We start from the raw sequence: 23,459 nt of genomic DNA, 5'->3' as shown, positions 1-23,459 counted from the left end.
AAATTCTTGCTATTTGCTCTGACCGTAATACGCGTTTTTACCGTGCTTACGTAGATAATGTTTATCCATCACTGCTTTTTTAAGTTCAGCTGCGTGTGGATCTAAAGTGCGTGTTAAATACGCCATGCGAGCAATCTCTTCGAGTAGCGCGGCATGGTATACAGACTGAGCGGCATCTTTACCCCACGTGAAAGGCGCATGACCCGCAACAATCACCATAGGTGCAGCTTTCGGATCGCGGTCTTTATACGCATCAGTAATTTGAATACCGGTTTCTAACTCATAATCGCCATTCACTTGCTCATCAGTTAGTTCACGCGTACAGGTGATGTCACCGTGTACATAGTCAGCGTGAGTTGTGCCAAGGCAAGGAATGCTTTGTTTTGCTTGTGCCCATGCAGTTGCATAGGTCGAATGCGTGTGTGTTACACCGCCAATCTCATCGAAGTGGCGATATAAATGAACATGTGTTTTGGTGTCAGAAGACGGACGCATAGCACCTTCAACAATGGTGTTTTCAAGGTCGACGATCACCATGTCGTCGGCTTTCATTTGGTCGTACGATACACCACTTGGTTTAATCGCAATCACGCCTTTGTCGCGGTCGATTTGCGATACGTTACCAAAAGTATAAATTACTAAGCCACGACGTTGAAGCTCCATATTCGCTTCATAAACTTCACGTTTTAGTTCAGTAAAACTCATGCTTTGTCTCCGTTTACATAGCTTGCAAGTGCTTGGTAGTTGGCATAAAGCGCGTCATACACCGCTACACGCTCAGGGTTTGGTAAGTACTGATGACAGACTGATGACGCCATCACTTTTTGCGCATCAGCCACGGTTGCGTGCTCACCCGCAGCAACCGCAGCCATAATTGCCGCACCCAATGCACAACTTTGCTCACTCTCTAAAACGTCGATTGGACAGTTCCAAACATCAGCACAGGTTTGCATTACGTAGTCTGATTTTTTAGAAATACCGCCGATAACAACCACTGACTCAATTGGCACGCCTTCACTTTGAAAACGCTCAGTGATAGCACGTGCGCCAAACGCCGTTGCTTCAACAAGTGCTTTAAAGAATTTAGGTGCATCGGTGCCCATTTTTAAGCCCGTTAATGCCATTGCAACGCTTTGATCAGCATCTGGCGTACGACGACCATTTACCCAATCAAGCGCAGTTACATCGCTGCTTGTTACAGGGAGTGCTGCTGCCGCGTTTGATAAATCAACTAAGATTGAGTCTTCTAGCTTGTTAACTAACGCCTGCTCAGCGTCAGATAGATTTGTTAGTTGGCGAGTTGGCCAAAGTACTAGATTTTTAAACCATGCGTATAAGTCACCAAAAGCAGACTGACCGGCTTCTAAGCCAATTAATCCTGGGATCACTGAGCCATCAACTTGACCACAAATACCTTTAACGCAGGTATCACCTAGTTGCTCTTTAGACGTTACCGTGATGTCACAGGTTGAGGTACCCATTACCTTAGTTAGAACGCCTGGGCGAACATTGGCAGCTACTGCCCCCATGTGACAGTCAAATGCACCGTAACCAATCACGATGCCTTGTGGTAAACCTAGCTTCTCGGCCCACTCAGCGGTTAAGTTGCCAGCAACTTGGTCGCTTGGCTCTGTGGTTGCATTTAAAGTATCAACAACACCATCTAATAGTGGATCGATACTTGTAAAGAAACTGTTTGGTGGGAAACCGCCCCACTGCTCGTTCCACATTTGTTTGTGGCCCGTAGCACAACGCCCTAGCTTTAATGCTTCAGGGTGAGTTGTGCCGCACATGAGCGCGGTCATCCAATCGCAGTGTTCAACCCATGAATAAGTGGCTGCTTTAACACTGCTATCAACGCGGAAAATATGTAATGCTTTAGCCCAGTACCACTCAGAAGAGTAAATACCGCCCATGTGTGAAAGGTAGTTCACATCGTTGTTAGTTGCAGCTTGAGTGATTTCATTTGCTTCTTTAATAGACGTATGGTCTTTCCACAAAATGAACATTGCATTTGGGTTTTCTGCAAACTCTTCAGTTAATGCCAGTGGTGTACCTTGGCTATTAATAGCCACAGGCGTTGAGCCTGTCGTATCAAAGCTCATACCCACTACTTTGTCTGCGGTACCTGCTGGAACATGCGACCAAAGACCATTCACTACTTCAACAAGGCTATCAATGTAGTCTTGTGGATGCTGACGAAACTGATCTTTACTTGGGTCACAATATAAACCTTGTGCCCAGCGCGGGTAGTTCACTAAATGGCTGGCTAGTTCTTCACCAGTTGCAACATCAACGAGTAATGCTCTTACAGAGTCTGACCCGTAGTCTAATCCCAACGTATAACGAGACATAATTACCTTTCACTAATTGCTTACTAACATTGTTAGTCATTATCTTTATTTGTATGATAATATCAACAATACCAGATTGTAAAGGTATTATAAAAATATTATTAACAGGATTATTTGCTGCTGGCGGGCGATTTATTGCGCAGTTTTTCTGGAAGATTAGATTGTTTTTTCAGCACAAATAACAGGTTAAAGCCACTAAATTAACTTTTGTATGATAAGAATGGGATAATTATGTCTAACCAACTAGAACAACTTAAAGCAATGACAACCGTTGTTGCTGACACGGGTGATTTTGAAGCAATCAACGAATACAAACCGCAAGATGCAACAACGAACCCATCACTCATCTTAAATGCGATTCAAATTGAGAAATACCGTCCACTTGCTGCAGAAGCCGTTTCATGGGCTAAAGCACAAAGTAACGATGCAAATGAAGTAATAAGCAAAGCAGCTGATAAACTAGCAGTATTAATTGGCTCTAAATTAATGGAGCAAGTACCGGGTTTAGTGTCAACTGAAGTTGATGCGCGTTTATCATTTGATACCCAAGCAACCGTTGATAAAGCTCTTGAGCTTGTTGCTCTTTATAAAGAGCAAGGTATCGACACATCGCGCGTGTTAATCAAAATTGCTTCTACATGGGAAGGTATTCAAGCCGCTAAAGTACTTGAAGCACAAGGCATTCGTTGTAACCTAACACTGGTGTTTGCATTTGCTCAAGCGCGTGCTTGTGCCGAAGTAGGTGCATACCTAATCTCTCCATTCGTAGGGCGTATTCTTGATTGGTATAAAGCACAAGATGCAAGCGCAGATTTCGATGGTGCAAACGATCCGGGCGTTAAGTCAGTGACTCACATCTATAACTATTTCAAAAAACATGGTTTTGAAACAATCGTTATGGGTGCAAGCTTCCGTAACATTGGTGAAATTCAAGAACTAGCAGGCTGTGACCGCTTAACTATCAGCCCTAAACTTCTTGCAGAACTTGCAGCAACGCAAGCGCCTTTGACACAAAAGCTACAACCTGCGACTGAAAAAGCAGACGCGCCAGCAGCGATGACAGAGCACGCATTCCGCTGGGAAATGAATGAAGATGCAATGGCCACTGAAAAGCTAAGCCAAGGTATTCGCCAGTTCGCCATTGACCAAGAGAAACTAGAGTCAATCTTAAGCGAATTAGTTTAAACCTGATTGTTTAAGCAGAAAAAAGCCCGCAAACTAGGTTTGCGGGCTTTTTTTGTGCCTTATAATCGTGAAGGCAGGCTTATCGTGTTGCGATTACGATAAATTTTTAGCTAACAACATTATTCAGCAAGTAATGCGTTTGCTTTAGCGACGAGGTTAGCAACCGTGAAACCAAAGTGCTCTAGCAATACAGCACCAGGCGCTGATTCACCAAATGTATCCATACCGAGTACGTCACCATCTTGGCCAACATACTTGAACCAGAAGTCACGGTGCGCAGCTTCAACTGCAATTTTTGGAGTACCCGCTGGTAGTACGCTTTGACGGTATGCTTTGTCTTGGCTATCAAACTGATTAGTCGACGGCATAGATACCACGCGAACTTGCTTGCCTTGTGCTGTCAGTTCAGCGGCAGCATTAACCGCCAGTTCAACCTCTGAACCTGTTGCAATTAGGATAAGTTCAGCTGTTTGTTCGCTATCAACAAGTACGTAACCACCTTTAGCGATATCAGCTACTTGCTGCTCATCGCGCGCCATCGCTTTCGTGCCTTGGCGGCTGAAAATGAGTGAGCTTGGGCCTGTTTCTTTTAATAACGCTTGACGCCAAGCAACCGCTGTTTCTGTTTCATCACACGGACGCCACGCAGTCATATTCGGGGTCATGCGTAGGTTTGCAATTTGCTCGATTGGTTGGTGAGTTGGACCATCTTCACCTTGACCAATTGAATCATGAGTATACACAAAGATGCTTTGTGCTTTCATTAATGCAGCCATACGCACAGCATTTCGCGCGTATTCCATAAACATTAAGAAAGTCGCACCGAATGGGATAAAGCCACCGTGTAGTGCAATACCATTCATGATAGCGCTCATACCAAATTCACGTACACCGTAAAAAACATAGTTACCATCAGCGGCATCTTGTAAGCCTTTAGCGTCTGGCCACAATGTTAAGTTTGAACCGGCAAGGTCAGCAGAGCCACCCATTAGTTCTGGAAGCTGCTTTGCAAAGAAAGTAATTGCGTTTTGTGAAGCTTTACGCGTTGCAATGTTTTGCATATCAGCTTGGCATTTAGCAATGTACTCATCAGCTAATTCTGCGAAGTTAGCAGGGAGTGTTTTTTCAAGTACGCGACGAGTATATTCTTTAGCTAGTTCAGGGTGTGCTTTGCTATAGGCAGCGAACGTTTGTTGCCATGCACTTTCTAACTCTTGACCTTTCGCTTGAGTATTCCACTCGTTGTACACGTCTTGCGGTACTTCGAATGCAGGGTGTGGCCAGTTTAATTGCTCACGTACCGCAGCGATTTCATCGTGACCAAGTGGCGCACCATGACAGTCGTGGCTACCCGATTTGTTTGGCGAACCAAAACCAATCACGGTTTTACAGCAAATCAGTGTAGGTTGCGTGGTATTGCTTTGCGCCGCCTCGATTGCGCCCGCAATTGCATTCATATCGTGACCATCAACATCACGAATAACCTGCCAGCCATACGACTCAAAACGCGCAGGTGTATCATCAGTGAACCAACCTTCTACTTCACCATCGATTGAGATACCGTTGTCATCCCAAAATGCAATGAGTTTTCCTAGGCCTAACGTACCTGCCAACGAACATGCTTCGTGCGAGATACCTTCCATTAGACAGCCGTCACCCATAAAGCAGTATGTAAAGTGATCAACAATATCAAAGTTCGGTTTATTGAATTGCGCCGCTAAGGTTTTTTCAGCGATAGCCATACCGACTGCGTTAGCAATCCCCGAACCTAATGGGCCTGTTGTTGTTTCAACACCCGGTGTGTAACCGTATTCAGGATGACCCGGTGTTTTAGAATGAAGCTGACGGAATTGCTTAATATCTTCGATGCTAACGTCGTAGCCGCTTAGGTGTAACAATGCATATTGCAACATTGAGCCATGCCCATTTGATAACACAAAACGGTCACGGTTAGACCAGTCTGGGTTTAATGGATTATGACGATGAAAGTTTTGCCACAATACTGCGGCAATATCAGCCATCCCCATAGGCGCACCTGGGTGACCTGAGTTAGCTTGTTGAACAGCATCGACAGCAAGTATGCGAATAGCATTTGCAGATTGAGAACTAGGCAGAGTCATCTTATTAGCTTCCTGTTAATATTATAATATAATTAATATCGCAAAAACTCAGTCAAATAGCAACTTAATAAAGTGTCATGTCAGTAATGACGTGCCCCTAACGCGGTTTTAAAGTGTTAAATGAGCGAGAGTGTGCACCGTTTAATACTTTGCAATACTCTGTTTCTGTTGCTCACGCTTTTTTTAGCGACCTCAGCAACACAAGCACATTAATTATTAATTCATGCGCTTACATTATTTAGTTTACAAAAACCAACCAATGCTACAATTTGGTACATTATTTCATTGTTCAAGTTAACAAGAACACCTTAGTGTTAACACGTTTTTTCGCTGAGGTTTTTTATTTGTGACAGTTAACAGTGGTTGCTCTATTGGGCTTCGCATTATTTTACTCTTAAGCACGCTTTACTTGTCTCCTCAGGCTCACAGTACCGCGCCTGCCTATTTAGCAGATGAAGGGTTGAGCCTTGGCATTAGCTTAGGGTATGGGCAGCTAGATAATCCGGTCTATAATAAAGGGGATATTCCACTTTATGTGCTGCCGCGTGTAGAACTGTTTATCGGTGATTTCTCGTTCGCAAATACGCAACTAACCTGGACACCAATAACACGTGAAAACTATCAACTCTCGGTGTTCACTCAACTCAACGAAGACGGGCTTTACTTTGCTAAGCATTCCGCTGCATTCGCGGCAATAAGAACCACCACCGGACGCCCTTCAATGGGGTCAATTCCACCGGCAATGGGTGACATGCCGCCCACGACCCAAAAAAGACGCGGCGATATAGGCAAAATTAGTAACCGTAAACTCTCTATTATGACTGGCGCAGAAGCGCTATACGATTGGCAAAACTGGCGCTTTAGCATGAGCTGGGCTATGGAGCTAACCAACTATCATAAGGGTTTACAAGGCGCACTTTCTGCACAGCGCTTATATAAAATTGATCAGCATCTACTTTTATTGGGTATCGAAGTACAGCATTTAAACAGAGGGTTAGTCGATTACTATTATGGCACTAGCCAACAAGACGTGCAGGTGGGGTTTAGCCGCTTTGAAGGTCGCTCAAGTCAAAAGTATGGCCTTAAGGCAACCTACCAATACCACTTTAGTCAGCAATGGCAATTTATTAGTGATGTAAAGTACCAGCGCTTATCTTCGGGCATCGCCGACAGTCCACTCATAAACGATAGCAACTTGCTTTCTTTTTATGCTGGCATTGCATGGAATTACTAAACAATGCTGCGAACTAACTCATTTTTACTCTTGATGCTTATCTTCAGCTTCACCCTTAGTAAACTTGCCTTTGCTGAGTCGAGTCATATTGAAGCAACACCCAGTAACTGTGTAACTATTGAGCAAGATTGTGTGATGAATATTAAGGTAGATTGGTTCACGGAGGCCACCAGCACGGTGTGCATTCGTGTTACCGATCAGCAAGTCAGGCTATTTTGTCAAAAGCCAAAACAAGGGGACAACTTCTTTATCGCTGTACGAAACAATCAAAATATTGTTCTAGAGCTATTAACAGAGCAACTTATCCCGTTAGAAAGCACTGAAATAAACGTTTTTTATCAACATATTAAAAAACGTCGCCGTGATATCGCATGGAGTATTTTTTAATGACCAAGCATAATAAGATTTTGTATATTGAAGATGACCTAAAACTGGCTCAACTAGTCGCAAATTACCTGACGAGTAATGGGTATGAGGTTGATCATTTTGATAATGGCTGTCATGCGTGCTACCAAGCAAGTATGAAGAAGTTCGACTTGATTTTACTCGATATCGGCCTTGGTAACGAAGATGGTTTTGACGTATTCAAAGAGCTAAAGCGCTATCAAGACAGTCCGATTATTTTTATGACTGCCAGACAAAGTCAGGTTGATCATATAACAGGGCTAGAATTAGGAGCCGATGACTACCTTACCAAGCCTGTATCACCGTCTATTTTATTAGCAAAAATTAACAACACAATTCGCCGCACTCAACAGGTTAAGCCTCAAAGTACTGTACACAACGCCCATAACATACGGTTTGGCTCACTGAGTATAAATACCATTCAGCGCGAAGCTTATTTGCATAGCCAACCTCTTGAATTAACCAGTGCAGAGTTTGAATTACTAATACAGTTAGCCAAGGCTCCAGGGCAACTTATCAGTCGCGATCAGCTTTTTGATAGTGCAATTGGTCGTAAATATGATGGTCAAAGCCGTACTGTTGATGGCCGTATAAGTCGGCTCCGTAAAAAGCTCGGAGACGAGTCTGTGCCACCCCAAAAAATAGTCACCGTTTGGGGCAAAGGGTATATTTTTTCACCTCAAGCTTGGAGCTAACTTGCCTTGTTCAGGCTGTATTTTTACCTCTATTTAACCCTCGCTGTTTGCCTAAGTAGCGCAGCGTGGGTACTAGAGACTTATTTTCCTTCTCCTCCCGCTCACTCGCTAGAACAGCAACTCGCACACCACCTGCTAAGTGTAGAAAGCCAAGTCGATAATGCGTTAATAAAAAAATCGCCCCTTGCCAGTTTCTACTTAGGCGATGCTTTAAAACAGCCTCTGTTACGAGGCGAAGTGATCAGTGTTAAGGACCCTGAAGGGAATGTGTATTTTCATCGACTTGCTGTCGATGGTGACACCATTTTAAGCGCTGGCCCTTACGTACAAACAGAAGAAACAGCATCACAATCCCTAGTGAGTCTGGTTTTTTATAGCAGTGTTGCATTAGCGGTGGTTATTTTTACCGGCCCATTACTGATTGATCTAAGTAAATTACGCAGAGCAAGTAGCAAAATTTCAAATGCTGACTTTAGCCCGCAAGTTCAATTTAGCCGCTTTAGTTTACTAAAAAGCATAGGCGATACATTTGACAATATGGCACAGGCACTTTATAACCGAAATCAAAGTCAGCGCGAGCTTATCAACGCCGTTTCACATGACTTTTTAACCCCGATTTCACGCGCTAAGTTTGCCCTCGAAGCCGTTGACGATAACAACCATTATCGCCACAGTATTTTGCAAGACATTATTGAGTTAGAGCTATTAGTTGAAGAGTTTTTAACTTACGCAGAGCTTGAACAGTGTGAGCCACGCATATTAATTAAAGACTACAGCCCTGATGAATTACTCCAGCCCTGTATTGCTAAGTTTATGAGTTATTGTCAGCTTGAAATTCGTATTAATTGCCAACTAGAAAAAATAAGTGTTGATAAACAAAGCTTTCAGCGCTTACTGCAAAACTTACTTGGTAACGCTGTACGGTTTGCTAAACAACATATTGAGATCACCTTAAGACACACTAAAAAAGGCACGTTACTCATCATCGAAGATGACGGGCCTGGTATTCCAGAAGCGATGCGCGCAACCTTAATGCAGCCTTTTTCTAAAACGGCCTCTGTGCATCAACGTGGCTATAAGGGAGTCGGCTTAGGCTTGTCAATCGTGAAGCAACTCTGTATTTGGAATAACGCACAGTTTAGTTTAGACAATAGCAGCCAGCTCACTGGCGCCAAGGCAAGTATTCATTTTTTGCGTTGATACCCCCTCCCCGAAAATGTACCAAGATGTATCAGTGTGTGCCATTTATTTACATTATATTGATGTTAGATACACAACTGAACACTATCCCTAGTGATTAAAATCGTTCGCAACAAATAGCGAGCTCATAATTAAAAAATCCTTCTAGGGAACTAAAGCACATGTTCAATATGAAAAAAGTATCAGTGATGGTCGCTTCTGCACTGTATATCAGTGCTGGCACTTCACATGCTGCACTGAATCAAGCACAAGAATGGGCTGAACAACCCGCTGATTATGCGCCAAAACCAATGGTTTCTGCTGAAACTAATTGGGATGGTAAAATCAACCAAACGGTGAAGAAACAAAGCCGCATTTTCACGCCAGAAAAAGACATCACTGGTGTTCAAACTTATATTGTTCAATTAATTGATGCACCTATTTCAGCTTATGATGGCAGCCTAAAAGGCCTAGCAAGTACACGTGAAACAGTGGCGACAGCTAGACAAACAACCGCAAAGCCACTTGATTTAAATAAACCTGAAATTGCAAGCTACTCAAATCACCTCGCTAGCAAGCGTCAAAATGTTGTGAACTCTGCACTGACACTTCAAGGTCTGCAATTAAAAGTAGATCGTGAATTTAGCGTCACTTTAAACGGCTTCACAACCCGAATGACCCAAGAAGAAGCTGCGCGTTTAGCAAAAGTGCCAGGCATTAAGCATATCGCACGCTCTAAGATATACCCACTAACTACGTTTAACACGATTGAGCAAACAGGTGCAAAAGCACTGTGGAGCAACAGTCAAAGTGGCCTAACAAGTAACAAAGGTGAAGGCGTTGTTGTCGGTATTATCGACACGGGTATTAATACTGATCACCCATCATTTGCTGCCGTAGGCGATGATGGCTATACACACACCAATCCACTGGGTGATACTTACTTAGGTGATTGTGCTAAAGCTGAATTCGCAGATCGCTGTAACGATAAGCTCATTGGTGTGTATTCATACCCAGAAATCACAGTAGCGTATTCTGATCCTGTATTTGAAGAATCGCGTCCAGCGTATGGTGAAGATTATAACTCTCATGGTTCTCACGTTGCAGGCACCGCAGCGGGTAACGTACTTTATGATATTACTTATAAAGAACCTGGTTACGGTAGCCAAAACTCAGGCACTGAAACGAACCTTATCTTCCCGCAAGTGTCAGGTATGGCACCGCATGCAAATATCATTTCTTACCAAGTTTGTTGGCCTGGCGCTGCTGGCGACCCATATGCGGGCTGTCCGGGTAGTGCAATTATTGCCGCTATCGAGCAATCAGCTATTGATAACGTTGATGTACTCAATGCCTCACTCGGTGGTTTTGAAGAAGATCCTTGGGTTGAGCCTGTTGAGCAAGCATTTTTCAATGCGGCAAACTCAGGTGTATTCGTTGCTGTTGCAGCCGGTAACAGCGGCCCTTACTTACAATCGGCTGATCACTCATCTCCTTGGGTAACAACAGTTGCTGCGCATACTCCATCTTCGCAAGTTGTGTTTAGCGATAAAACTCTTGAGAACTTGTCAGGTGGCGACACTGACGCACCAACAGACATGATTGCTGCAGGCATTACCTTTGACGAGCTAACGGGTTTAATTGTTTCTGCGTCTGATTACCCTAATCCGAATGAGCCAGTGTCACGCTACCAAACAGACTGTGATCAGCCTTATCCAGCGGGCACTTTTGACTTTAACGATGACCCTAACACGCCGGATATCGACGAAAGCCAAGAAGACGTTATTGTTGTGTGTAAGCGAAGCAGTAAACCGCTTTACGCTAAAGCAAATAACGTATTAGCCGGTGGCGCTGAGGGTGTCATTATTTACAACCTATCGCCATATCAAGACCGTAGCCCAGCACCTCAACTGCCTTACCCTGCGCCTACAGCACATGTAACCAATGCAGAGGGTGTTAAATTACTTAATTGGTTAAGCACAGGCTCAGGTCATAAAGGAACCATTACAGCAAACTCAGCTAGCACCGAAGAAGTAGATGAAGAGCGCATTGCGTACTTCTCAAGTCGCGGTCCATCATACTTTGGTTTTGATACCTTGTTAGTTGATATTGCTGCACCAGGTGTTGATGTATTCGCAGCGAGTTCAGACGACCAACCGTTTTCTAAAAACCCATCATCAACAGACTGGCAAACGATGTCGGGTACATCAATGGCAAGCCCGCACGTTGCTGGTGCTGCCGCATTGCTTAAACAGTCTCATCCTGAATGGTCACCAATGGAGATTCAATCAGCGCTGATGTTAACGGCAAACAACAACCTTAAAAATGCACAGTATCTTAATAACTATAAAGATGAAGGCTTTGATTCATCTTTACAAGATATGGGTGCGGGTCGTATGCATGTTGACCTTGCTGATAAAGCCGGTTTAGTGATGCATGAAAGCATCGAAAATATGAAAACGGCTAATCCTAATTTAGGCGGTCGCTTAAAAGCACTCAACACGGCTTACATGGTTGATAATAACTGTGGCCTAGAATGTAGCTTTATGCGTACAGTGACAGCAACAGAAGATGCAACGTGGAGCGTATCAGCTGAAGAGTGGATTGGTAACAGCACAATCACAGTAACACCACGTGAGTTTTCACTAAAAGCGGGTGAAACACAAAACATTGTTGTTGAAGTGAAAATGAACCAAGTTGCTCAAGCAATTGATAATATTGAGGTATCAGGAAACCAAGGTCAAATAAAATTGGTTTCGAGCAACCCTAATTCACCCGTTCTAGAAATGCCAGTATGGACATTTAACGGTGATACAGGATTACCGAGCTTTGTTAAAGTAGATGCGCATCGTCGTTCTTCAACAATTAATGTGGGTCCTTTCAACACCGATGAAGTGAGTGATTTCACATCGCGCTCTTTTGGGTTAGTGGAAGGTCAACAAAATACCGTTAAATTATTCACAGACACCACAAATGACGACCCATTCGATTTAGTCGACGTTGATGGTGAAATGGTTAACCCTAACCATATTGAGTGGACTACCGTTCCACAAGACGCAAAAATGCTAAGCGCAAGCCCAGTAGGCGAAGCCTCTCGCGTGCTTATGTTTATGGGTAAAGACAGCAATAACGATGGTTTACCAAGCATGGATGAAACTATCTGTATGTCTACCAGCTTTAATGTTACCAACTTCTGTAACATCGTGGACCCAGAAGCTGGTGAATATTTCACCGTTTACATGAGCTTAGCAAATATTCCTTGGGGTGAAGAAGACCAAGGCCGAGATATCACCTTTGCAACAGCAGTGGTTCAAGAAGGTCAAAGCAACCTAACAGTCAGTGCTCCAGAGAAAATTGCAGGTTACAAAGACTACGAACTAACACTGTCGTACAACTTACCTGACATGGAAGTAGGCGATATATATTTCGGTGGTTTTGACTTAGGTAGCAACCCTGAAGACGCTGGTAACCTTGGTTTTGTTCCTGTCATTATCAATCAAATTGATAAAGACATGCGCTTTACAGCAAATAAAGAACAAGCGACTGTGGGTGAATTAGTTGATTTCAAAATTGAAGTAATCGCAAATAATGAACAAGCGGCTCGTAATTTCACAATTGATACTGCTTTCCCAGAAGGCATCGAAATTATTGAAGACAGCATTGTTGCGACAGCATCAACGCCAGCAACACCTGAATTGGTAGACAACGTCTTATCACTTCAAGGTACGCAAGAGACGACCAAAGATGTGGCTCGTAACTATAAAATTACCACGAATCTAACAGATGAAATGTGTTCTCTTGGAGCAGCTAAATCTCCGTACCCTAACTATTTAGACTTGCGTGAACTTGGCTGGCGTACACTTGAAGGAGTTCAAGGCCAATACTGGAACGAGTTTGAGTATTCATTTAAAGAGTTAATGGCAACAGATCTCGATGTTTCTTTCCCATTCTTTAATAAATACCATTTTGATTCAATCAAACTTAACCCAGCTGGTTTAGTGACGTTTGGCTCTAACGGCCGCACAACACCATTCCATGTAGAACTTCCATCAGGCGGCGGTTTCCCACCACCACCTCCGTATCTTATTGCGCCTTTCTGGGTTGGTGATAACACAATCCCTGAGCGTGTAGATGGTACTTATGGTAACTATGAAGCTAACGCGGGTATTACACCAACTTATACTCAAGCACGTGATTGGCTAGTCCTTGAGTGGGATAACATCCAACGCTCTCAAGTAGAAGGGCAATCAGTTGACGTTGAATTGTTCATGCGTATGAATATTGCTTATGAGCCAGGCGAATATGAAATGATGTTTGCTTATGACAACGTTAACCTCGCTGATAACCAAGGTTCTATTGGTTTCAAAGCTGCTGACGGTCGTATTATTGTTAATGGTGATATGCCTGTAGATCTTAACATTGGTGATGGTTTTGCATACGACAATCTTGATGAAGTTGTTCATGATGAGCTTGTAGTATGTATGGATTATGTAGGCCCTGAAGTGTCTAAGTTTGACGTTCAGTTCCAAGCGTATATTGGCGAAGCAGCTGCAGCACAAATGCATACGCTGACGGTTAATAACGGCTTAGAAGGCGCTGATGACGAAGTGTTAACCTTAGAGTTTAACGTACTGGGTAATATTTCATTATCTGACTTCCCTGATATGCAAGTTGAAGAAAACAACGCTATCAGCTTCGATGTACTTTACGCGGATGAAAACAACGTAAGTAACCAAATCGATGTACTAGGCAATAACTTTAGCTATGAAGTTAGCGGTAATACATCGGGCAGTACTGTAACTGTTACGCCAAATGAAAACTTCCATGGCGATATCGATGTTACTGTCAAAGTAAGTGACAAAGTAAACCCTGCAGATGCGGCAACAAGCTCATTTTTATTATCGGTTATTTCAGATGGTATTGAGTTAGGTTGTACAGACTCTGAAGCTATTAACTTTGACGAAAATGCAAACAAAGATGATGGTAGCTGTGTTTACTCATTAGCGGAGCTTAGCATCGTTGAATTACCTGATATGACGGTAATGGAAAACGGCAAACTAGGTAACATCGCAGTAGAGCTTTCTCGCGAAGTAGACGCAGAGTTTACTCTTGCGGTCGCAGCTGACAATGCAGATGTAACTATCGACGGTACGATGTTTAGCATTACTCCAAATGCTAACTTCTATGGCGTTATTCCTGTCACAGTAACCATGACTTCAGGTGAAACTGTATTAGCAACTGACTTTGAGTTATCGGTTATTTCAGATGGTATTGAGCTTGGCTGTACTGATACAGCTGCAACCAACTTCAACCCAGAAGCGAATACTGATGATGGAAGTTGTGAATACCCTGAAGAAATTGAAGAAGATGACGACAGTGGCTCATTTGGCTGGTTATTACTAGCGTTTGCACCACTTCTGACGCTTCGTCGTAAGAAATCTCAAATTAACTAAGGATGAGTTAATTAGGATAGTTAAGAAGTAATGCCGATATGCTTGCATATCGGCATTTTTCATTTTACAAATACTTAAGCCACGGTTTTTTAGTTTTACGTTTGTATTCACTAAACTTTTTGGTTGGCCAATAGAGTCCAATTATTAAGAGTAAAGTAATTAACCAAACACTTGATATATCACTTACCCCAAAATAGTGCCCTTGATTTGCCCCCCATATCAACATACCGACTTGATACATGGCGAGCAGCACATACAGGTGTAATATATAAAAAAACATAGGCACAGAACCATAAACGCGCAGCGCATTGGTCACGCGGTTAAGGGGTCGCTCAAACGCCCATAAACCGAGAAACATCCCCGCCAAGGTTATCAATAAAAAGTTTAATGATGGCGGATACTTCGTTACATTGAATACCGACATGATCGTTTCTGTGGTGGTGCTAAATGTTTGCCAAGGCAGCGTTTCACCATAAATATTAAAACCACGCAGTACCGCGAATAATCCTACACATAATAGTGCTAACAGCAGCAATGCTCGTTTACGCGACTGCGCTTTTTGCGTATGTGCATATAGTGGCCCTGCGCAATAACCCAGTAAAATCACACCAATCCACGGCAATACAGGGTAGCTAATTTTTACGTCAATTAAGCCACCTTGTGATAAATAACCTCGATCATGCAAAATCGTCCACAGCGAATAACCAAACTCATCGGGCGTGAAACTAATTGGAGTGAGTAAGTTATGGCCGAATACAATCACTAAACCAAGGACGAGCAATACCCTCTGAGGTAACTTTATAAGTAAAGCAAGCACCAACATACACAAGCCAATAGCCCACATCACTTGAAGCCAAATCGTGTGGTAATACCCCATCCACGAAAAGCAAATCAACGTTACTTCAAGCGCAATTAAAAACAGCCCTCGTTTAACTAAAAAGCCGCGAGCAGAGCGTGCGACACCCGTTGCTGGGTGACTGTACAACCACGCCGACAGCCCCGTTAAAAAGATAAAGGTTGGTGCACAAAAGTGGGCCGCAAAACGACTCCAAAATAAGCTGGGTGAAGTAACATCAACGTCCATCGGATCAGAGACTTGCATATGCAAAAAGAAGCGTTCTCTGACATGATCTAGGAGCATAATTAAAATAACGACCCCCCGCATAATGTCGATACTATGAATACGACTTTTAAGCTGTTCAGAAGTCATAGCTCACCCCCAGTTTAAATTGCGTTGGCGCTCCAGGATAAGCCCACAGTGCGTTGTAGCTACTGGCAATATATTTTTCGTTAAAGATATTATCGACATTTAGTGACACGGTTGTTTGCTCTGTTGCACGCCATTTTGCGAATAAACCCACTAATTGATAGCGTGGGATGCGAAAAGTTAAATCGGCAGGGTCCCCTAAACGATCTGACACATATTGATAATGCCCCCCGACCTTAAGCTCTTGAGAAAATAGTGTCAGATCATGATTAAAACTTGCAGAAAAGTTATTCTTTGGCACGTTAACAAGCGGGCTGCCCTTTGGAATAGGCACTATCCACTCAACATTTAAACTGTCTGTTGCTGTCTCAGCGTCAACATAGGCATAAGATAGGTTGTACTCAGTGTTCGCGCCCAGTGAGCCTGTTAAATCAAGCTCAACACCTTTACTTTTGGCTTTGCCTATTGGGGCTGAATACCCCACATTAACAGGATCGGCCACCAGCATATTGCTCTTAGTCGCATCAAATATTGCCACTGTACCAGTGATTTTTTCGCTGCTAAATTTCACACCGACTTCGAACGAGTCACTCTCTTCAAAGCCAAATGGCTTGCCCTGTGCATCCGTGCCACTTAACGGTAAAAAACCCTCTGAGTAACTTGAGTACAGATTAATGTTATCGTTTAGCACGTACACCATACCAAAACGTGGGCTAATACGATTTTTTTTACTGTGTGATGCAACGCCCGACTTCGTTTCGAAAATATCTTGTTCTATTTCATCAAAACGTAACCCAACCATCACTTTTAGGTTGTCAGTTATATCTAACTGATCTTGTATATAAAGACCGTAAGCACGTTGTTCCTCATTGTTCTCATATTGCATACCCATTTCAGGTCCTTCGATAGGCGTGTAATCTGGCTCATGGATATCAATTGTATAAGTGCCATAACCACCGCGGTAACGATATAACCCTGTACGTAACTCGTATTCATATGCATCAGCACCGAGTAAAACATGATTAGTAATCCTTGCAATATCAAACTGACCGCTCAGCTCAAAACGCACGGAAACATCCTCAGATTCATAATCTCGATAGCGGTGCTGGCGCGTTAAGGTTGTCCCATCATCAAATAATGATTGGCGCGATGGCGATAATTCCGCATCTGAAGACTCACCAGTTAAAGTGGCTGCACGATAATTAGCACCAGCAAGTAATGACCAATCATTATTAAAATTATAGTTATAGTTGAGTTGATGGCCTCTGGAGTGAACTTTTGTTGGCGCATCATTTGGGTTACCTAAAAAGCGTGACTCCGGCACAGTCTCAATATTGCCATTAAGAATCACAACACCTCGGTCGTACATTTGTTGTTGGTCAACATATTCAAACTCATAGGTGAGCGATGAGTTATCAGTCACTTGATAGTAAAGCGAAGGTGTAATCACTAATTTATCGTGGTGCACATAATCACGAAAACTATCGCTGTCTTGCCACGCACCATTAATGCGAAACGCTAAATCATCAGTCACACCATTGGTATAATCACCTTGAACTCGCTTATGTTCATCACTGCCCAGTTCAGCCTTAAACTGGCCTTGTTGGTAAAACTGTGGCTTTTTAGTAATAATATTAATAGTACCACCCGGTTCAGAACGACCATAAAGCGCAGAGCCAGGCCCTTTTAACACCTCAATGTATTCAATATTCGACACATCTCTTGGCCCTGCAAAGCCTTTTCCACCACTAAAGCCATTAATTAAATACCCCGAAGGCATGTTTTCATTACCAGACAAACCGCGAATAGAGTAGCTATCCCACAAGCCCCCTCCATTATTTTTACGGCTGATACTCGCCGAAAAATCGAGCGCATCACGAAACTTAGTTATGCCATTATCAGTGAGCATATCTTTACTTAAGGTCGTGATCGATTGCGGTAGCTCTTTGGCGGGTATATCCCCCCGAAACGCTTGCTTGTGTTCAATAGTAATAGTTTCTATATCACTGTTATAAGTCGCATTCACAGCCGTGCTTATTACAACAGCTAAACTAAGGGGAAGGGTTGAAAACGTCATAGGTCGGTACTTCAAAAAGATTAAACGATTATTTGTTATAAAATAACACAAACAATCTTATTGATATAGTATAACAAATCATTTTGTTGCTGTTTTATACCCACACCACTTATTTACATCCGGCTTTTTTATCTTTAGTGTTTATTGGTGAACAAAAAACAAACATGTTACGGATGACTATGTACAAATCGCTATTCGCACTATCACTGGCTTGCACATCTGTAAGCGCATACGCCAACCCAGACTTATCACGTAAAGTATCGTTTGTGGATATTCAAGCACAGGTACTTGATACCTCAGCCGGTGAGCTAGCATGGCAGCGACTGCAGCATATTCCAAGTGTTCAATACCCTCGTGAGCTTTTAAATAAGCAAGGCAGTGGCTGCGCGATTGTTAATTTTAAAGTCACACCACAAGGCCAAGTAAAAGCGATAAATATTGAAAAATCTGCACCTAAGCGATACAGCAAAGAAGTCAGAAAAGCAGCAAGGAAAATCGTCAGAGACTGGCGCTGGCCAGAGCGCACCGATGAGCAGGTAGTTGATTTAACCATGCGTTTTGACTACTGCCTAACTCATGATTTCGATAAAAAGAGTGATGCCATTGCACAATGTATAGATCATTCAGCGCAAGCGTGTGAGTAAACAACAAATTTGCACCACTGATACTTGAGCGAATGCGCGGTATTGCCTACAATGGCGCACAATTTATTCAATGCAGATCGCAACTATGACCGATACAACAAAACCAGCACTACCTGATCAACTTTCTATCAACCCACGTAGCAAATTTTATGTAGAAGAAGTATTCGAACATGAAATTGGTGTAAAACTAAACGGTAAAGAGCGTTTTGACGTAGAAGAATACTGCATCAGCGAAGGCTGGATCAAAATTGCAGCACCTAAAGCACTAGACCGTCGCGGCCAGCCATTACTTATGAAAGTAAAAGGCACTGTTGAAGCGTTCTACAAGTAATTCAGTTTTGCTGAATTAGTTTGTTGGCCAATTCAATGGTTGGCCAACAAGTATATATCTTTACAAGCTTAGGCACTCAGCCCCTCGTTTTTTCCCACACAAGCGAAAGTTAAACCAATGCCCGGTGACGACAAAAAGCGACCCCAATAAAGTAAGTACTTTTTCGCCAGCCTCACCAATAACATTTTCACCAATAACATTTTCACCAAGCAGCACTACACCACCTAGCATCAATGATTGATAACGTTTATGTTGAAGGCATGAACTTCAGCATGACTGTGTCACAAAATAGTGAGTTTGCTTACGTTGCTGACCCTATCGCTCAGCACGTACTAAAAGTACATATCGAAGATCTTGAAATTGAAGGTGATCTTGAACTGACTTTTGCACTAAGCGCCATCACTTGGTTAGGTATTGCAGAAGAAAGTGACGATCACACGCATTAATTTTGCGAGCGTTTAACATCTAACGTTGATGGTTAACGCTTTAAAATATAAACCCGTAATTAGGCAAATCATTACGGGTTTTTTATGTCTGTAAAAATATTTTTTTGAATAACTCCAATCAAATAAAAGTAGCAAATTATAATTTGCCATTAAACTTGACAAAAAATAATTTGCTAACTAACTTAACAGAATATAATTTGTCACTAGGTGTGTTATGAAAAATATTGTTGGGCAAGCTGCAAGAAGTACGAACTTTTGGAATAGACCCTATGAGCTCGCAGACATTTGGGAGGCAATAGACAACGGCAGTCATATTCTTTTATGCGCTCCTCGCCGCGTAGGTAAAACATCAATAATGTATAAAATAGTTGATGAGCCTAAAGCAGGTTATATCCCTATTTACATCGATACAGAGTCAGCTGATTCTGAGGCTGAATTCTGGTCAAAAGTATTTAATGCACTAATGGAAGAAGACTTTATTGCTAGCCTAAAAACAAAAGCTAAAAACTTTTGGGATCAAATTAAAAATATCAACGTTAAATCTATTACTATGGATGGCGTTGAATTTGGTGATGGCGATAAACTAAATCATAAACAAGCTTTTCAAAGACTTATTAAAGACTTAGATCATGATAAAAAACTCATTATTATGATTGATGAGTTTGCTCAAACCATTGAAAACATCATAAAGTACGAGGAGCCTAAAAATGCTATTAGCTTACTAAAAGCCCATAGAGAGTTAAGGCAAGATCAAAAGTTTTCACAAAAGGTGACTTTTATCTACGCAGGCTCAATCGGTTTAGAAAGCGTTGTGTCCAAAATTGACGCCATTAAACACATTAACGATTTGAACAATATAAAAGTACCCCCTTTAACTTTTCCCGAGGCAGAACAGTTTACTATTGCACTATTCCAAAGTGCAGAGATTGAAATTAATCAAACAGATATTGATTATTTACTCAAAACCATACACTGGCTAATCCCGTTTTATATTCAACTCATTACACAAGAAATAAAAAAGATATACCGGAGAGAGCAAAAGCTTGATAAAACTGTTATTGATCAAGCAATTAATAATGCATTAGATAACCGTAATCACTTTGAGAGCTGGCAAAGTAAGCTTAAAACCGCATTAGGTAATAATGAGTACTTATTTAGTAAAGAGATACTGAATAGAATTGCAAACGAAAAAGTGACTAGCTTTCTCGATATAATGAATATTGCCAACAAGCACCACTTAGACGCCAATGAAGCAAAAGATTGCCTGCACTCATTAATCTACGACGGCTACATAAATAATGATGACGAAAATAAAACATATCAATTTAACTCTCCAATCTTAAGAATGTGGTGGAATAAAAATGTCGCAAACTAATTACTCACGATATAAATACTCGCCAGATGAAATTGATGAAAAAGAATTTTTAGCTAAGTTTGTTGTGCGCAATCATGACTTTGACGATATTTTTGATGATATTAAAAACAGTGATTACGCAGTTCCGAGCCAACACTTTATAATTGTTGGCCAGCGAGGTCAGGGCAAAACAACCCTCTTAAGAAAAATAAAACTAGCAGTACAAGCAGAATCAACATTAGCGGATTTTTTAATCCCAATAAAATTTTCAGAGGAACAATATCAAATTCGTTCTCTTAGTCGCTTGTGGGAAGAAATTGCTGATTACTTACAATGCACAGCTGAAAATGATTTTGCCACCATACTTGATGATATGGAAAGCCATTTTGACGATGACGATTACGAACTAAAAAGCTTTTCATATTTAGAGAAAGCGGTAAAAGCAAAAAATAAAAAACTATTATTGCTGATAGACAACATTGACGAGCTACTAGGTAAATTAAAAGAAAAAGAGCAACGCAGACTCAGAGAGATACTGCTAACATCGTCAACACTCAAAATTGTTGGTGGTTCAACCAAAATGCTAGAGCAGCATTTTGACTACGGAAAACCTTTTTACGAATTTTTTAAAATAATTAAACTCATCGGCTTAAATAAACAAGAGTGTTTTGATTTTCTTGCCAGTATGGGCGATGAGCAACAAAAGAAGAAAATAGCCCATATTATTAAGAATACACCCGAACGCATCGAAACTTTACGACGTTTAACGGGTGGGGTACCTAGAACAATGGTTATGCTATTTGATATTTTTGTAGACGATGGCGGCAATGCTTTTGATGATTTATTAAAAATATTAGATGATGCCACCCCCTTATATAAGCACCGCATGGATGACCTACCTGAGACGTTACAAGACATAACACATACAATTGCGATGAATTGGGATGGTATCGGCACTAAAGAGATTGCAAAAAAAACTCGCTTAGAAAGTAAAACCGTATCAGCCCAGCTTAAACAACTAGAAACTAAATATGGCATCGTAGAATCAATTTCGGTCGGTAAAAATAAGATTTATAAAATTGAGGAGCGATTTTTTAATATTTGGTATTTAATGCGCTTTGGTCGTAAAAAAGATCGCCAAAAAGTCGAGTGGTTAGTTAACTTTTTAACATCATGGTGTAACCCTGCAGATCTTGAACGTAGAGCCAAAAATTTTATGACAGCTATTCGCAGTGGAAAAATGCAAGAGTCCTATGTTTACCATATGTGTGAAGCGCTCAGCTATGCTGGTTTAGATATAAACACCGAGCATGAAATGAAAGAAAGCACTAAAGCCTATTTAACTTCAAGAAATTCTAGTTTCGTTAATGACCTTTCTGCGTCAGATAAAGAAATTATTATCAAGGCACAGCAACTATATGATGAAAAAAAGATTGATGAAGCAATTAAACTACTAATAACCTCTCAAAAAAATAGCGCTGAAATTTTATTTTTTACGGGGTACTTATATGCAAACAATGGGAAAATTAATGAAGCTGAAGATTGTTATTTACAATCTATCGAACGTGGGGCCAGCCATGCTGCGTTTGGCTTAGCCGTGCTATACCATATAGAAGAACGACTTGATGAGGCTGAGAAGTACTATTTGATAGCAGCTAAAAGTAACGATAGATACGCTTTATTTAATTTAGGGCTTATGTACAAGCAGCAAGGGAGAGCAAAAAAATCAGAAAGCTACTTAATTGAAGCCAGCAAACTTGGTGAGAGTGAAGCGTACCTAATTTTAGGCGAACTTTATCGTGAAAATGGCTCAATTGAGAAAGCCAAAGCTTGCTACCTAAAGGCCTATGAGGAAGGCCATTCAATAGCCCTACCCACTTTAGGATATTTATATCAAACTCAAGGCATGATCGACCAAGCTGTAGATTGCTTTCTAAAAGCAGTTGAAAATGGTGATAGAAACGCATTACTTAGTTTAGGTAATGCCTATCGAGAGCAAGGTAACCTTGATAAAGCTGAGAGTTATTATTTACAAGCATCTGAAAATGGAGATGTAGATGCACTGTTTAATATGGGCAACCTTTATATAATTCAAAACAAACCTGAAAAAGCAGAAGAGTACTATACAAAAGCAGCTGAAAGTGGTGATCATGAAGCGTTATTTAATATAGGTGCGTTATATAAAGAGCAAGGTAAACTTAATAAAGCCAAAGCAATTTACCTTAAAGCTGTTGAAGCTAAGATCCCCGAAGCTGCAAACCAATTAGCTTGGCTTTATTTTGAACTTGGCAGCAATTTGAAAGAGGCGTTACAGCTAATTAGGACCGATTATGAACAAAAGCCTGATTATTATAACACACATACTCTCACTACTATCTTGCTTTGGGAGGAAAACCTATCACAAAGTTATGAGATGTTTTTAAAGTGGTTAGATATTGGTGACGAACACAACGATTATGATATTACTATATATCTAACGTTGCTGATGGCAAAAAAGCAGCTTTATAAAGCAAAAGAATTACTAGAATTACCCGGCTACTCCTTAAAAGATAAATGTAAGCCTGTTTGGTATGCCTTAATGACATTGATGCAGGATGACTTTCCTAATGAACTCACAAAAATGGGCAGTGAGTTACAAGAAAGCGTTGATGAAGTTTTACAGCAAGTAGCAATTTTTGAGGAAAAATATGCTTTGACTAAAAACTCATAAAAGCCATCACTTGGTTAGGTATTGCAGAAGAAAGTGACGATCACGACCACTAAGAAGTTATGTTT

At 41.5% G+C, this 23,459-nt stretch carries 17 protein-coding genes; 11 read left to right on the top strand and 6 right to left on the bottom strand.

What is annotated here, in order from left to right; all coding sequences use genetic code 11:
• Positions 1 to 9: 9 nt before the first annotated feature.
• Positions 10 to 705, bottom strand: coding sequence for an L-ribulose-5-phosphate 4-epimerase (locus ACSSVW_RS14120; protein ID WP_036973625.1), 696 nt, complete (start codon positions 703 to 705; stop codon positions 10 to 12).
• Positions 702 to 2,354: a ribulokinase gene (locus ACSSVW_RS14115; RefSeq protein ID WP_036973626.1), complete on the bottom strand. Its 1,653-nt coding sequence runs from the start codon at positions 2,352 to 2,354 to the stop codon at positions 702 to 704. The genes ACSSVW_RS14120 and ACSSVW_RS14115 overlap by 4 nt, the downstream gene beginning before the upstream one ends.
• Before the next feature lie 231 nt (positions 2,355 to 2,585).
• Between ACSSVW_RS14115 and tal the strand changes: the two genes are divergently transcribed.
• Entirely contained in the window at positions 2,586 to 3,539 is a 954-nt protein-coding gene (tal, locus tag ACSSVW_RS14110; protein WP_036973627.1) for a transaldolase, read from the top strand.
• 119 nt (positions 3,540 to 3,658) lie between these two features.
• On the opposite strand, the gene tkt is transcribed toward tal, so the two are convergent.
• Positions 3,659 to 5,659, bottom strand: coding sequence for a transketolase (gene tkt, locus ACSSVW_RS14105; RefSeq protein WP_036973628.1), 2,001 nt, complete (start codon positions 5,657 to 5,659; stop codon positions 3,659 to 3,661).
• Positions 5,660 to 6,005: 346 nt separating this feature from the next.
• On the opposite strand from tkt, the gene ACSSVW_RS14100 reads away from it, so the two are divergent.
• The 5 genes from ACSSVW_RS14100 to ACSSVW_RS14080 all read left to right on the top strand — a co-directional run bounded on the left by ACSSVW_RS14100 (position 6,006) and on the right by ACSSVW_RS14080 (position 14,625).
• Positions 6,006 to 6,893: a MipA/OmpV family protein gene (locus ACSSVW_RS14100; protein WP_454179536.1), complete on the top strand. Its 888-nt coding sequence runs from the start codon at positions 6,006 to 6,008 to the stop codon at positions 6,891 to 6,893.
• Positions 6,894 to 6,896: 3 nt separating this feature from the next.
• The gene (locus tag ACSSVW_RS14095; protein WP_421419108.1) at positions 6,897 to 7,280 is read left to right on the top strand and encodes a DUF3019 domain-containing protein; all 384 of its coding nucleotides are present in this window, start codon (positions 6,897 to 6,899) and stop codon (positions 7,278 to 7,280) included.
• The gene (locus ACSSVW_RS14090) at positions 7,280 to 7,993 is read left to right on the top strand and encodes a response regulator transcription factor (RefSeq protein ID WP_421419109.1); all 714 of its coding nucleotides are present in this window, start codon (positions 7,280 to 7,282) and stop codon (positions 7,991 to 7,993) included. Before ACSSVW_RS14095 ends, ACSSVW_RS14090 begins: the two co-directional genes overlap by 1 nt.
• A gap of 6 nt (positions 7,994 to 7,999) precedes the next feature.
• Positions 8,000 to 9,193 carry an ATP-binding protein gene (locus ACSSVW_RS14085; protein ID WP_454179535.1) on the top strand — a complete coding sequence of 398 codons (1,194 nt, stop codon included), beginning with the start codon at positions 8,000 to 8,002 and terminating at the stop codon, positions 9,191 to 9,193.
• Positions 9,194 to 9,354: 161 nt separating this feature from the next.
• Positions 9,355 to 14,625 (top strand): S8 family serine peptidase, encoded by a 5,271-nt coding sequence (locus ACSSVW_RS14080; protein WP_454179534.1) that lies wholly within the window; start codon positions 9,355 to 9,357, stop codon positions 14,623 to 14,625.
• Positions 14,626 to 14,689: 64 nt separating this feature from the next.
• Here the strand turns inward: ACSSVW_RS14080 and ACSSVW_RS14075 are convergent, their stop codons facing one another.
• Together ACSSVW_RS14075 and ACSSVW_RS14070 are read right to left on the bottom strand one after the other, a co-directional pair.
• Positions 14,690 to 15,835, bottom strand: a complete 1,146-nt coding sequence (locus ACSSVW_RS14075; RefSeq protein WP_036973634.1) for a DUF1624 domain-containing protein — start codon at positions 15,833 to 15,835, stop codon at positions 14,690 to 14,692.
• Positions 15,825 to 17,909, bottom strand: coding sequence for a TonB-dependent siderophore receptor (locus ACSSVW_RS14070; protein ID WP_454179533.1), 2,085 nt, complete (start codon positions 17,907 to 17,909; stop codon positions 15,825 to 15,827). The genes ACSSVW_RS14075 and ACSSVW_RS14070 overlap by 11 nt, the downstream gene beginning before the upstream one ends.
• 179 nt (positions 17,910 to 18,088) lie before the next feature.
• On the opposite strand from ACSSVW_RS14070, the gene ACSSVW_RS14065 reads away from it, so the two are divergent.
• Entirely contained in the window at positions 18,089 to 18,553 is a 465-nt protein-coding gene (locus tag ACSSVW_RS14065) for an energy transducer TonB (RefSeq protein WP_454179532.1), read from the top strand.
• Positions 18,554 to 18,638: 85 nt separating this feature from the next.
• Positions 18,639 to 18,884, top strand: coding sequence for a DUF3297 family protein (locus ACSSVW_RS14060; RefSeq protein WP_454179565.1), 246 nt, complete (start codon positions 18,639 to 18,641; stop codon positions 18,882 to 18,884).
• Between the two features lie 60 nt (positions 18,885 to 18,944).
• On the opposite strand, the gene ACSSVW_RS14055 is transcribed toward ACSSVW_RS14060, so the two are convergent.
• On the bottom strand, positions 18,945 to 19,100 hold the full coding sequence (locus ACSSVW_RS14055; RefSeq protein ID WP_454179531.1) for a hypothetical protein: 156 nt from the start codon (positions 19,098 to 19,100) through the stop codon (positions 18,945 to 18,947).
• A 17-nt stretch (positions 19,101 to 19,117) separates the two neighbouring features.
• Between ACSSVW_RS14055 and ACSSVW_RS14050 the strand changes: the two genes are divergently transcribed.
• From ACSSVW_RS14050 to ACSSVW_RS14040, 3 genes are all read left to right on the top strand, one after another.
• Positions 19,118 to 19,330 (top strand): hypothetical protein, encoded by a 213-nt coding sequence (locus ACSSVW_RS14050; RefSeq protein WP_454179530.1) that lies wholly within the window; start codon positions 19,118 to 19,120, stop codon positions 19,328 to 19,330.
• Positions 19,331 to 19,544: 214 nt separating this feature from the next.
• Positions 19,545 to 20,705 (top strand): ATP-binding protein, encoded by a 1,161-nt coding sequence (locus ACSSVW_RS14045; protein ID WP_454179529.1) that lies wholly within the window; start codon positions 19,545 to 19,547, stop codon positions 20,703 to 20,705.
• A complete protein-coding gene (locus tag ACSSVW_RS14040) occupies positions 20,692 to 23,394 on the top strand; it encodes a tetratricopeptide repeat protein (protein ID WP_454179528.1) in 2,703 nt (900 codons plus the stop codon). The genes ACSSVW_RS14045 and ACSSVW_RS14040 overlap by 14 nt, the downstream gene beginning before the upstream one ends.
• Positions 23,395 to 23,459 lie beyond the last annotated feature (65 nt).

Source organism: Pseudoalteromonas sp. MBR-15, from assembly GCF_053628915.1.
This window is presented reverse-complemented; position numbering and strand designations above follow the sequence as displayed.

What these genes read in the sequence shown, in the direction of transcription:
- ACSSVW_RS14040 (WP_454179528.1), top strand. Translation starts at nt 20,692, where the DNA reads ATGTCGCAAACTAATTACTCACGATATAAATACTCGCCAGATGAAATT.
- tkt (WP_036973628.1), bottom strand. Translation starts at nt 5,659, where the DNA reads ATGACTCTGCCTAGTTCTCAATCTGCAAATGCTATTCGCATACTTGCT.
- ACSSVW_RS14060 (WP_454179565.1), top strand. Translation starts at nt 18,639, where the DNA reads ATGACCGATACAACAAAACCAGCACTACCTGATCAACTTTCTATCAAC.
- ACSSVW_RS14120 (WP_036973625.1), bottom strand. Translation starts at nt 705, where the DNA reads ATGAGTTTTACTGAACTAAAACGTGAAGTTTATGAAGCGAATATGGAG.
- ACSSVW_RS14090 (WP_421419109.1), top strand. Translation starts at nt 7,280, where the DNA reads ATGACCAAGCATAATAAGATTTTGTATATTGAAGATGACCTAAAACTG.
- ACSSVW_RS14075 (WP_036973634.1), bottom strand. Translation starts at nt 15,835, where the DNA reads ATGACTTCTGAACAGCTTAAAAGTCGTATTCATAGTATCGACATTATG.
- ACSSVW_RS14065 (WP_454179532.1), top strand. Translation starts at nt 18,089, where the DNA reads ATGTACAAATCGCTATTCGCACTATCACTGGCTTGCACATCTGTAAGC.
- ACSSVW_RS14050 (WP_454179530.1), top strand. Translation starts at nt 19,118, where the DNA reads ATGATTGATAACGTTTATGTTGAAGGCATGAACTTCAGCATGACTGTG.
- ACSSVW_RS14070 (WP_454179533.1), bottom strand. Translation starts at nt 17,909, where the DNA reads ATGACGTTTTCAACCCTTCCCCTTAGTTTAGCTGTTGTAATAAGCACG.
- ACSSVW_RS14080 (WP_454179534.1), top strand. Translation starts at nt 9,355, where the DNA reads ATGTTCAATATGAAAAAAGTATCAGTGATGGTCGCTTCTGCACTGTAT.
- tal (WP_036973627.1), top strand. Translation starts at nt 2,586, where the DNA reads ATGTCTAACCAACTAGAACAACTTAAAGCAATGACAACCGTTGTTGCT.
- ACSSVW_RS14115 (WP_036973626.1), bottom strand. Translation starts at nt 2,354, where the DNA reads ATGTCTCGTTATACGTTGGGATTAGACTACGGGTCAGACTCTGTAAGA.
- ACSSVW_RS14095 (WP_421419108.1), top strand. Translation starts at nt 6,897, where the DNA reads ATGCTGCGAACTAACTCATTTTTACTCTTGATGCTTATCTTCAGCTTC.
- ACSSVW_RS14045 (WP_454179529.1), top strand. Translation starts at nt 19,545, where the DNA reads ATGAAAAATATTGTTGGGCAAGCTGCAAGAAGTACGAACTTTTGGAAT.